Here is an 11,531-nt window from a genome sequence, read left to right on the forward strand (position 1 = left end):
CAACGCACCCAACCCCGCAGAGTAGCAGGGGACTAGAAGCAGGTTCTGAATAATAAAACCCCTCTGGCTGGTTGGCTGCCAGAGGGGACAGAGCTATTTATTTTTTACTCTTAATTAACGACATCCTGATGGGCTCAGCAGTTCCCACCCATCAACATCAGCCTTAGTACAGATGAGGGCGAGAGCCGGACAGTTGCCCCTGTCCCGACCCTCTAGGCGAATCTCCACGTATAAAAGATGCCTGAGGAAAACTATACCCAATTCGCGACTAAGATCGCTTTTGAGTCGCAGCGTTAGGCCAAGTTACCGACAGATTGCACGACAAAACGCTTAAGCTGTCCGATGCTTGCAACTCCTGAAGGTGCTTGCCGGTCAGTATTAATAATTTCTGATAGAATTTCGAGTCCCTCGGCTGGTAATGACCGAGGGATTTTTTCTATAAAAAATAACGCCCTAACGGATAAGCGTCAGGTATGAGGATAAGGACAAAATGACCATGAATACGTAAACAAATGATAGCCTTCGAACCCTCGTCAATTCAGTGCAGGGGCAGCGTCGGGAGTATTCACCTACAATGGCGACAGTTCCAACTAATTCGCCATGCTACCCTTCCGTCAAAAACAAACCTCAACCGCAATCTCATTCCACCGCATCGACGTTCCAGGATTCACAACGATTTATCTTCAAAAGCTGGGATACATCACCGTGAATGAAGCGATCGCAGCCGAGGTGACGGACAATAGCCTGCTGGAATCTCAGCTAAGCTCTCAGGTGCTGACCCTGGAAGCGATCGCTGAAATCATGGAAGAAACGGGACTGACTTTTGAGCACGCCAAGGCCAAGCTATTTGGTGAAATGATTCAAGTCGAAGGGGCTGAGGTGGTCACGGAAGAAAGCCAGAACCAACAGCTTGCTCTGTTCCGTAATATGGGCCGAGAGCGATACCTGCAACTCGGTCGCGCATTGGCCCAACAAAACCAAGACCGCAGTCTGATTGACCGCACAGCGACAATCCTGATTCAGGGCCGGACGCTGTACGGAATTCGATTAACCAAAGCGGCCCGTGCTGGGAAGGAGGAACTAACTATTGGGCCGTGCCCCTTCAGCCTGGAAAAAGGAACCTGGTTGAATGCCGATGGGCAATTAATCCAAACAGCAAAAGCTGTAGCAGAAGGCGATGAGACTATCTCCCTCAAAGAACCACTGAAAAGTCGCGTCGGTGGAGAGGTTGCTTTTCTTTGTGGTGAAGATCTCACCCCCCTGGTTGGCTATTCTGATTGGAGTGTTGAAAATACACGCGCCCTGCCCGTAGCACCCATAGATGCAGTCAGAAAGATCCATGAGTTTTATCTCAGTGAACGGATGGCATTCACTCAGAAAGAGGACGACTCCAATATGTCAACGGGAAAGTTAGAGAACTCGTCCGCGACCTCCAAAGCAGACGAGAAATTGCCACAGGAATTGATTGGAGCAGCGTCTACTGGCAGTGCTGCCTAGCCGGACTACCTGCTAGCGATCCTAGGTTTAGCTGGGAGAACTTTGGCGACCAACCCGAATGGCTTGCGCTCGAAGCCTATAGCCAAATCCTCAAACAAAAACGACGGGACGCTAATATTGCATCCCGCACCGCGTCTTATGGGTTTGCTGGGATTTTGAACTCACTGTCTGCTTTCGGGGGTGGTAAAGGGAAGGCTATTGCAGCTAACGATCTTCTACCTTTTGAACCAGAAGACAACAAAAAACCAAAACCGATCAGCGACAAAGCGATCGACATCATTTGTCGCATGTATAATGGGCTACCCGATGCCGTGGCGGCTGCGGTTGTTCAGATCGAGGGCATCGAGGACGAGGTTAACCGGCGGGCGAAGGTTGGCTAAAAAAGTGATTGTTCAGGATTGGTATTAACTAGCTGGCTTTCTGTTGATACCGACCCTTACCCGACCTCACCGGCATTGCATTAACAAGATCTTTAAACTCACTCAGAGCCATCGCACCAATAACAGGCAAATAAGGACGAGCCTTGGACGGGAACATCCCTAGGCTGGTGAATGTGGCCCCCAGTATAAGCCCAGTTTGAATGTCAGTCCATCGGTCATCACGGCTGTTGGCCCCGGTTGCTTCACCTAATTTCATCACCCAGCGATACCATTGCTGGCGATTGTACCCCCGATAGCAATGGCTTACTGGAGAGCGATCGCACGAGTCGGATTTGTGCTGATGACAAACCCATCGAACAAAATTACGAACGCGAACACGCTCAAACAACACCGGCATTGCCCCTGGCGCTCTGAACAGCCAACCCCGAGAGTCAACTTTGGTAAATAGCTCCTGGCTATAGGTCAGGTCGATATCAAGCCCTAACGGAGCTGCTGATTTAGAGAAGGTAGAGATCGCGTGGCTGCGCTCGTCTGTTGACAAATCACTCACCCGGCAGACTTCACCGCCTATAATTCCAAATGAGGGTACGTCTACCACCCGCCTTGTTACCTTCTCCATTGGCACTTTTGTTGCTGTGTCAGCACAATGGTAACAAAAGCCATACTCAATCAGGATGTCAATCACCTCCGAACTGCAATCCCTTGATCAGGACGTAATCATCCAGCTTTTTCGGGTGTTTAACTACAATCCGGGTGCTGGCGACGAGTTCTACTTCTGTGCTCACACCGGAGTAACGTTCCTCTCAAAAGTTTACACACCACGGGCTTGTTCTCTCTCAGGATTCAAAGTTACATCGCAAGGCACGGAAATGCAGGCTGATCTGACCGTCTCAGATGCCGATCGCTTTCTTACCCAGGCAGATCAGTTATTCCCTCATATTGTTGGCGGACGAGTTGATGTGTTGTATACGCGCCCTGATTATTTAGATGGTGGGCCACTGGGGAATTTACCGCAGAGCGATCGCGTTCTCTCTCAAGTACGGCTACGAATCATGAGTAGAGTGCTAGTACCAGGAGAATCGGCTACCTACCGGTTGGAGAATTCCATCTCAGCAGAGGGAAGATCTTTGCCAAACCGCAAAGCGCTGAGGAAATGCGATCCAACTGTGCGGTATCGAGGTGCCGAATGCGGATATACGGGCAGCAGAATGTTCACGGTGACAGGGCAGCCCACCCTGAACGCAAATCTAGATCGATGCGGGAAAGGGCTAGCTGATTGCAGACTCAGGAATAACCAATCTCGCTTTGGTGGCGTGCCTTCGTTGCGGCGGCAACAAGACTAGCCTCTTACTTCGAATGAACGAATAGTGGCTGATGCAACCAAAGAGCCCACTTCAATCACGTAACCCAGCGCGAGAGGATACGGGATGCCTACTGATGCTGTATTGACCGGACCAGAGAATACGTTAGACCGTGTATTTTCTTCATCAGGATTAGGCGCATCAGGCTTTCCGCCCATTACACCCTGGAACAACAGCAGTTCGCCCATCACCCCAGTCATCAGCGGTGACAAGCCTAGAAAACCTACCCCTGAAATCGCTAAGCCGATCAATGCTACACCAGCAATGATTTTCCCAATTTGCCCGCCGCCGCTGATGACGGGATAGATGTGCAGTTCTCCCTGCGATACCGATGCCTCACAGAAATCTATCTCGTTTAGCTCTTGCCGGACTCCGCATCGTTCCAGCACAACCTTAAAAACAACGCCCAGGTCTTCGGCTGCCCGCAGGTAAGGTTCAAGCAACGGGAAGTTGAATAAGGCCAAGCGAAATGCTTTGTGTGGTGACCCTAATTCAGCTTCAAAATCTTGCGCTAGCGTACTCAGAACGCCATGAAACTTTAGTGAAATCATGTCAGATGCCGATGCCTCCATGCAGACTTAGTTCGATTCTCCCAGATCGGGCCAGAATGAACATACAACTCAGAGACCATGCCTGGCTCTTGCAAATGCAATGCTGTTTTCTTCTCAGGATCTATCACAATCGACACATGATGAGGCGTTACCCCAACCAAGGTAGACAGCAATATATCGTTCGCCCTCAAAGTCGCTCCTTCAGGCAGTTTAACGAATCCTTCACGACTAAAGTTTTCTCGATAAGCGTCCCAGCCCTCCACGAAACAATCTCGCTGGCGCTTGGGTCTAGGATAATTCCGAATTTCTATTCCCAGCCTACCCCGAAAATAATTACGGAACAGCGTCAAGCAATCGCTACGAGGAAACTCAAAGCGCCAACCCAGATAGAAAGCCAATGAGCTAGGATTGGCCGACCCGCGACGCTCTAATGGATATGGATGTAGCCCATCTGGATCGAACAGATCCCACGACTCAAAATCAGGATGGCAATGATAAACCACATACGGGACATTCGCCGCGATCGAATTATGCACATCGTCCGGCGACAAATAACCGCTAACCTTAGGACTTGTGTGGGAATGAAAAACAGCCTTGATGAGATCTTGGTTTTCTTCAAAAAAGCTCTGAGAGTCTGGATCAATTGCAAAATGCGTTTCGCGAGCATCATCATAACCCGGATCACATTGCTTGTACTCGTGCGCTATGTTTTCCGCAACATGCAACGAATCGTCAGCCAAGATGAACCCACACACCTCATAAGGCGAGCCCTCCTGAGCCAGGGCTGAGATCTTCTGTTTAACTGAAACAGCGATTTTATTCATTAATCAATAAAACGCGAACCTCACAAGAAGACCCGCGTTGGTACCTGAAAATCGTCACTGCGCCAATCTTAACACTCGCAAAAAAGCGAATAAAAACTAGCACAATTCGGCAAAACTCTCAGAGTTGCCCTCTGTTAAGACTGAAGTAGAATAACAGCAGTTTCGTCAATAGCCCATGTCCGCACCGTCGCCTAGCCTCAGAGTAGAAATAAAAGAAGGGTTTCCACTGTCAAGCCTTGCTGACAGCCCTTTGCTAAAAATACCCCCTGTAAAAGAATGGGCCGCCACAGGGAAAATCAAAGGTGTGGTTTTTGTGTCTAGCTATGTTTCAATTAGCTTTTTTGACGAGACAGATATGGAGTTGGTAGAAAGCCAACTTTCTGAATACGTGCCCTCTAATCAACTCGAATTAGAGGCAGAGAGCAGAGAACCCCAGAGTGTCCGCATCTACTTTAAGCCAAAAGGGTTAGCAGAATAGCAACAGTTCCTTTGATCGTCCATGTCAGCCCCCCAATTAGAATTCAAGGTTTCTATCGATGTCGAAATGTCAGCGGCATTTGGTGGCTATGCGTTGGAGTTGGGCGACGAATACGTTGCAACTGGGGCGAATTCAATTGTTCCTCGGATTGAATGGCAGGTTAGATCTAATGCAATTCCACAACTAGAGAGAGACCGCCTTAAAGATTTGCTGGATTTATACCATGGCTGGATTGCGTTTCAATGGCAACCTTATGACGGCTGGCCACTGGCATTAGTGATTTGCAAAAACTATGAATTTGAAGAACTCCGAGGAGAGCCTAACCCACTTTACAATTTTAGCGCCACATTTATTGAAGAGCCGGGCGGCAGCTGCGAAGAATTGAGGGCAGAGCTAGACCCGTCATTGATGCTTGATATACTCGACGGCATTGACGACCATCTTACCCGCTTTACGAGAAATCAAGCGCCGTTCCTGATTAACAATGATGGTGTTTCGATCAACAGCTTTCATGAAGTGCTAGGACGCGGTGGCTACTTCCCCGCAACAGCAGGAACGACCGAAGGTCAAGCAGTTGGGGTTAGATCAGCCATCAAAGCGTATCGAATTACGGGTGAGCAGTCCTGGCTTGACCGCGCTATCCTTCTGGCTGAAGCCATTGAAGACTATTACTATGTTGTCCCTCCCCCACCAGCGGGCGGCAATGCTTTCGATTATTTCTACGTGCCGCACTGGTTAATCAATGCGCGTGGCAGTTTCCCGACGAAAGGCATCCAGCGGAACCCACCTATCTCCAATGGTCGGTTCGGGGAGATCTTCACCTTTACCAATGGCGTCGCCACAATTCCCGGCGGACTGCTGGCCGACGTGTACAAGGTTTACTCTACTGATGGTCTGCTGCTGTGGCCCTACGTCTATTCCCCGCTCATCCAAGGCACTGAGTACGCGGTTAATTACTGGGTTAGCAACCTGTTGCTAGAAGGAGATCGCTTTCGGATTGCGCCTGATTATATCCAGCCTGGAGGCACGCCATTAGTGCCAACGACTGAGGGTGCTGGCACGATTGTTTTAAGCTCAAATTATTCTGGCCAGGCGATTGTTGTTTATTCGGATTATTCAGGCCCGACCGTTGGGGTCAATGAAAAATTTGAGCCATCACCATTGCTGCGTCCGGTTGGGGCGGCGGAGAGCTTCGCTGCATTTGATGTGTTTCCGTGGCTATCCGAGGCTTATGATTTGCTATTTGAAGAAACCGGAAATGCTAAGTGGGCGCGAGCGCGGGATGCGACCATTGGAACTGCGATCTCAACGGCTACAGTGCCAAATATTTCGTATTTTTATAAAAAAGAACCGTTCTACGACATTCCGCTAAGGTGGCCAGGTTCCCAAGTATTTTGGATTTTCAATAACAACGAAGGGACCATTGAGCGTATTAACGGAGGTGCAAGGGATCAGTGGTTGCGCATCGTTACCAATACACCGGATCAGCCTTTCGCTTCGATGGAAGTGCAAAATTTTGCCACCATCGTCCAGCTTTATGATTACGGCACGATATCGATTGAGGTGGTTTGCTCGGTCGATGCGATTCTAGAAATTGTGCTCTCAGCGAGCACGGATGCCTTTGACCAGTCCCAGCTTTATAAGGTGTTCATGGTGGCACAAGCCAATGTACCAATCACACGCACATTTAACGCTTGGGATTTTGCACGCTATGGCTATGGCTTTGAAGTGGGTGACTACCGAGCGGGGGGTGAACAATATCTGGTGTGGCATCCGCGCCTGGCCGATAATCCTGTTTATCTTTATTCTGACAGCGACCCCGACACGATCTCAGAGTCGGAGTTGGTCGAAGTGACCGCCCCATCGACTCCAGACTCAGCACAGATATCGAGCTACCTTGCCGTTCGGCTAACACTGCGAAAGACAATCTTCGCTGGCGCTGGCTTGGTGCTGCTGCAAAACGATGGGCGCTCTCTCGGCGGTGCCACGAACCAACCGCCTCAATTGTACGTGAGGGTTCAGGGCGGGGTTGTGACCTGCTTTATTACAGATGCCGACGACGACAAATACTCACGGGATATCGGCCCATCGCCCAACTGGCAATTAATCCCGGCTGGGTGGGTGCACTATGTAGGCGGTACAGACGCTGTAAATTCTCAGCAGATTAAAGGCATTGAATTTGAGCCCGACGATGACAATCAAACCGTGACAGTGGATGTACTTTGGGCGGGTGAGGTACCACTAGAACGGATTCCGCTGCCGTTAATCATCTATAAAGGGTCATTCGTATCACGGGTGCAGGCGGCTCACACAATTGAGATTGGCGACTTCAAGCCGAATAACAATCCATTTGACGAACTTCCCTATACACCCGGCGTCTGGCCGTTCACAGTCAATACAGACAATGGACTGGTCGAAGCTTATCGCGGCTCGCCTTACGCGGCTTATCAATCGCCATCATTCTGGATTAAGCAAGGCAACAACGAAGCTGCTGATAATGTGATCCAGTTTCTTTCCGATGCACAGACGGCTTATTTCCAGCAACATCCCACTGGACGAACTGGATTGTTCGCGCCAGTCCTTAACTGGGCTTCTTGGGATACGATGGCTGTTTCCCAAGAGCAGATCAATAAATTTTCCTGGATTGGCGAAGATCCGAATACGCAGTGGATCGGCTACACGGCCAGAACAGTCGTTGAGGCTGCCTACTCCTGGTACCTCAGGCCAGGGGACGCAATCGCTCAAACCGTCGCTATGCGGGCTCTGCAATTTCTCAACAATGACTATTATTTGCGTGGCCAAGTCCGACCGTTGACAGACATTTTGCCAGCGGCTGATCCAGTCTCTCTGTATGAAGAACCCCATGCGTCAGCGCTAATTATGAAAGCGGCGATCTATGCCAATCTTGCAGGCGGCGATCCAACCGTCACTTGGCCGATCATTGTCCATACTTGGCGGCATCTCAAGTCGCAATACATTGATACGATTAGCGATCCGATGCGCGGTTCATTCACCGCTGGGCAGCCTACGTTTCAGTCAGGCGGCACAACGTATCGTGAAAATTTTGCTTTTTGGGTGTTTGAGCAGATAGAAGCGATTGTGTTGCTCTACGAATCTCGTAGCGAACTGACAATCCCGCCATGTGGACTCACCTACCTAGGCACGCCATGAACCTAGACGCATTACCTTACGCTTGGGACGCTACCATCCAACGGTTCCGCTGGACCAATGGCGCAGCGGCTGGCAAGCTCGCATCAGAGCAGGCTGTTCTTAGTGTCACCAGTCGGGTAATAACAGCAGAGTCAACCCGCCTTGAACAACTGGGCCGCGACTTTTTTGAAGGCACCTTGAACGCCCGCGAATTCCAACAGCAGTCCGGCGAAGCTCTACGCCGTATTCATGGTTCAAGCGCCATCATCGCTAAGCGTGGACCCCAAAACGTAACGAACGAAGACTGGGCGCAAATCACAGAAATCCTCAAGCGTCAGTTCTACAAAGGACGCGGTGCTGATGGTAAGCCTTACGGGCTGAAGCATCTCACCGCCGAGGTAGAGCAAGGCGAAGTTAGTGAGGCTCAGCTGGTCGCACGGCTCAGGATGTATGCCAAATCTGGCAAGCTATCCAGTGATTTGATGCAGCGACGGGCAGCGGCTGACGAAGGTAAGCTCTATGCTACTCGACACCTATCGCCCAATCATGAGCATTGTGACTCCTGCCTAAGGCACCAACAGCTAAAACCACGGCTGGCCACTGAGATTACGCCGCCTGCCACCAATTGCGAATGCCGGACTAATTGCAAATGCTATTTGTTGTTTATGACGCTGGAGGATGCTATTAAAGGTGGGCTGTCAGCGGCTTAGGATTGACATCCTATCGGCTTGCTGGGATAGGATGTCAATCCTAATTACTCTTCGTCATTTTCATCACAATCGAATTTGTACGTGTGATCGTATCCGTATTTGATGTAGTGGAGCGGCTCTTCAAATTGAACTCCTGGCTCCTCTATCATTTTTATATTTTCATGGTAAGGAAGCCCATTTACAACAACGATTCGGGGTTTTTCTTTCCATTCCCAATCTTCATAAATATCGTAAACCTCATCTGGCAAAAGACCCGAAAAGAGGCATTGACAGACGTGGTCATCTACCTGGTAGATTCTTAATCCGCATTTACGAGCAAAGCTCTCTAAACATTGACGGCCCCCGTCATAAACGGAAAAATCACCAATTAAAATGTAATCGCGAGTAAAGCTCATAGTAACTGCAGTCCTCAACTAACGGTGAATCATAGGGATATGCTTCGGTTCGCAAGCCACTCTACTGAGCCTCAAGCCTTCTGGATCAGGGAATGTTACGCCTCCCATAAATCACAAATTTGATAAGGGCTTATTTCAAATTCCTCAACCCAATCTTCCAATCGGTAGTGGTAATTCAACTTTTCAGATGGCAAGCCCTTGACGGCGCAACAAAGTGTCGTTTTATCACCATCAAATACGGATTCTTGTGTGATTTTGGCGGAATGTTTGCAATTTCCACATGCGTTTTGGTTTCTAATATTTTCCATGGCCCTTAACTATGTAGTGACTCATTTATAAATTTGCTCTAGCGCAGCAAAGGCGCATTCCATAATTTCCTGGAATGTCATCTTTTCTTTGTTGAGAGAAGCAACAGCAATCAGAAAGACACTCACGAAAACCTGAATATCCTGTGGTGTTTTGGGCGCTCTGCTAGAAATTGCAGCAATAATGCCTTTCGCTAGTTCATCTTTTTGATTTTGATTACTGTCAATGCTATTCATGATTCTAAGAAGCCTCCGGAAACTCTTCACCAACAGCTTCATCAATCGCACTCAACACCTCCTCTACCACTGGCTGACTACCAACATCATTTGCGATCGCATCCCACTCCCCATCTTCGAACGGCAATTCATCCTTGCGGCTAGAACGAGAATGCCCAGCGGGGAGAAGGTCATTGTCTGTGGTGTAGTTACGGTTCTTAGGCTTGCCGTTGCGGAGCAGATAGAGATATGCATTGACGCGACCCATCGCCCACTGGCTGCGGCTTTTTGCGGTACGGCGAGGGCTGGCAGAGTATGTACCCGCTCCACGCCGCCACACTTTTTTGAGTATTCCGACGGTAGCTTGCTTACCCTTTTCAGGATGCGCTTCATTATGAGCGGTCACTTTCTCTTCCAGCGCCGCGATCGTAGCCTCGCTCAGTTCGATGTTGCCACCGCCTGCTGATGCGCTGCCCTCAGCATTTTTACTAGAGCCCTGGATGCGTTCGTCATCTGCGGTATCCATATGAGCATTAGGGCGATCGCTTTCCGGTAATTCTGCCAGGATAGCGGCTGTTTCCGCTTCAAGTTTGGCAATTTCCGCTTTTTCTTTATCGCTTAACTGGATCAGAGATTGCCAGCCAAACAACACCCGCCCGCCATAGTCTGGGCCATCTTTAGCTGCAGTAATTAATTCACTAACCCGACGACGTGGCCCCGCCCAAATATTGCGCTGGTACGATGCAACTAGGTTGGCCCATAAGCGCTCATCGGTTTTGCCAGATTCGCTGAGGCTATTCGCCCCGGAGTGGTTAAATAATTTAGTACGAGGGTAGCCGGTCTCAGCTAGAAAGAAATTCTCAACACGCTCCAAAATCTTGTCGATTCCACCAAAGTTCCGGGCCAAATAGTCCACAGCCTCGTTGTCTTTGTCGATCGCCAGCCCCTTCAGGTTGGACATTGACATTTGCAATGCCGCAAACCGTGAAATCAATTGGTCTGCCTTACCTTCCTTCGCTAGCTGAGAGAGCCCATTTAGCATATAGACGAAAAGATTCGCATCACTCAGCATCGTCGAGACGCTCGTGAACGACTGCATATAAATCGAGAACCCGTTGAACAAACTTTGAACGACCGAATCGTTATTGCCCTGATTGCGCTGCAGTTGATAGCTGCGTAATCGTTTGCCTGGGAATCTCAATACGCGATCTCTGTGAATCGTCGAAAAACCACGACTCACCCCATCAAACTGCGGTGCATCTAGCTCAACATTTAAGTAGTAAGTCTTAGGATTCCGATAGCCAAAACTTGGATCAGGGCGCAATTCATCACGGTCAACAATACCCGCAATTTCCACTGACTTAATCCGACCCATATCGACCGGCTCATTGATAGCTTTGCCGTCTTTAATGTCCAGCAAGATATAGCCGTCGCCATACAGCCGCCCCAGACTCGCGGCTTCGTTGAAATTATCGATTAAGTTGAGGCGATCGCAATACGACCCAATATCTCGCGCTAGCTCTTCGTCATCATCGTCTGGGAAGCGCCAATCACCCCAGTTCGCGGCGGCATCATCCCAGCAATTCCAAATTCCGACTTAAGAACAGGTGTCTGTGTCCTGGAGCTAGCAATCGAGTTGTGCACAGCGTGCCCCTATCCGATAG

13 protein-coding genes are annotated in these 11,531 nt (G+C 49.6%); 6 read left to right on the top strand and 7 right to left on the bottom strand.

Annotated elements, in window-relative coordinates; genetic code table 11:
- The first annotated feature begins 600 nt into the window (after positions 1-600).
- Together DXZ20_RS11180 and DXZ20_RS11185 are read left to right on the top strand one after the other, a co-directional pair.
- On the top strand, positions 601-1,497 hold the full coding sequence (locus DXZ20_RS11180; protein WP_163698204.1) for a hypothetical protein: 897 nt from the start codon (positions 601-603) through the stop codon (positions 1,495-1,497).
- 155 nt (positions 1,498-1,652) lie between these two features.
- Entirely contained in the window at positions 1,653-1,877 is a 225-nt protein-coding gene (locus DXZ20_RS11185; protein ID WP_163698206.1) for a hypothetical protein, read from the top strand.
- A 28-nt stretch (positions 1,878-1,905) separates the two neighbouring features.
- Here the strand turns inward: DXZ20_RS11185 and DXZ20_RS11190 are convergent, their stop codons facing one another.
- Positions 1,906-2,496, bottom strand: a complete 591-nt coding sequence (locus tag DXZ20_RS11190; RefSeq protein ID WP_163698208.1) for a hypothetical protein — start codon at positions 2,494-2,496, stop codon at positions 1,906-1,908.
- Positions 2,497-2,551: 55 nt separating this feature from the next.
- Between DXZ20_RS11190 and DXZ20_RS11195 the strand changes: the two genes are divergently transcribed.
- Positions 2,552-3,220 (top strand): phage minor tail protein L, encoded by a 669-nt coding sequence (locus tag DXZ20_RS11195; RefSeq protein WP_163698210.1) that lies wholly within the window; start codon positions 2,552-2,554, stop codon positions 3,218-3,220.
- Here DXZ20_RS11195 and DXZ20_RS11200 read toward each other — a convergent pair.
- Entirely contained in the window at positions 3,217-3,810 is a 594-nt protein-coding gene (locus DXZ20_RS11200) for a tail assembly protein (RefSeq protein ID WP_250565720.1), read from the bottom strand. The two genes, DXZ20_RS11195 and DXZ20_RS11200, sit on opposite strands and share 4 nt — an antisense overlap.
- A complete protein-coding gene (locus tag DXZ20_RS11205) occupies positions 3,786-4,613 on the bottom strand; it encodes a M67 family metallopeptidase (protein ID WP_163698214.1) in 828 nt (275 codons plus the stop codon). The genes DXZ20_RS11200 and DXZ20_RS11205 overlap by 25 nt, the downstream gene beginning before the upstream one ends.
- Positions 4,614-4,788: 175 nt before the next feature.
- On the opposite strand from DXZ20_RS11205, the gene DXZ20_RS11210 reads away from it, so the two are divergent.
- The 3 genes from DXZ20_RS11210 to DXZ20_RS11220 are packed head-to-tail and all read left to right on the top strand — an operon-like array spanning position 4,789 to position 8,951.
- Positions 4,789-5,091 carry a hypothetical protein gene (locus tag DXZ20_RS11210; protein WP_163698216.1) on the top strand — a complete coding sequence of 101 codons (303 nt, stop codon included), beginning with the start codon at positions 4,789-4,791 and terminating at the stop codon, positions 5,089-5,091.
- 21 nt (positions 5,092-5,112) lie between these two features.
- Positions 5,113-8,262 (top strand): phage tail protein, encoded by a 3,150-nt coding sequence (locus DXZ20_RS11215; protein ID WP_163698218.1) that lies wholly within the window; start codon positions 5,113-5,115, stop codon positions 8,260-8,262.
- Positions 8,259-8,951: a hypothetical protein gene (locus DXZ20_RS11220; RefSeq protein ID WP_163698220.1), complete on the top strand. Its 693-nt coding sequence runs from the start codon at positions 8,259-8,261 to the stop codon at positions 8,949-8,951. Before DXZ20_RS11215 ends, DXZ20_RS11220 begins: the two co-directional genes overlap by 4 nt.
- Positions 8,952-8,995: 44 nt before the next feature.
- On the opposite strand, the gene DXZ20_RS11225 is transcribed toward DXZ20_RS11220, so the two are convergent.
- The 4 genes from DXZ20_RS11225 to DXZ20_RS11240 form a co-directional block, all read right to left on the bottom strand.
- Positions 8,996-9,346: a hypothetical protein gene (locus DXZ20_RS11225; protein ID WP_163698222.1), complete on the bottom strand. Its 351-nt coding sequence runs from the start codon at positions 9,344-9,346 to the stop codon at positions 8,996-8,998.
- Between the two features lie 95 nt (positions 9,347-9,441).
- Positions 9,442-9,654, bottom strand: a complete 213-nt coding sequence (locus tag DXZ20_RS11230; protein WP_163698224.1) for a hypothetical protein — start codon at positions 9,652-9,654, stop codon at positions 9,442-9,444.
- Between the two features lie 21 nt (positions 9,655-9,675).
- A complete protein-coding gene (locus DXZ20_RS11235) occupies positions 9,676-9,888 on the bottom strand; it encodes a hypothetical protein (RefSeq protein ID WP_163698226.1) in 213 nt (70 codons plus the stop codon).
- A gap of 4 nt (positions 9,889-9,892) precedes the next feature.
- Positions 9,893-11,458: an anti-CBASS protein Acb1 family protein gene (locus DXZ20_RS11240; RefSeq protein WP_163703468.1), complete on the bottom strand. Its 1,566-nt coding sequence runs from the start codon at positions 11,456-11,458 to the stop codon at positions 9,893-9,895.
- Positions 11,459-11,531: the final 73 nt, after the last annotated feature.

Origin of the sequence: Adonisia turfae CCMR0081, from assembly GCF_011009555.1 — a bacterium.
Taxonomy (GTDB): domain Bacteria; phylum Cyanobacteriota; class Cyanobacteriia; order Phormidesmidales; family Phormidesmidaceae; genus Leptothoe; species Leptothoe turfae.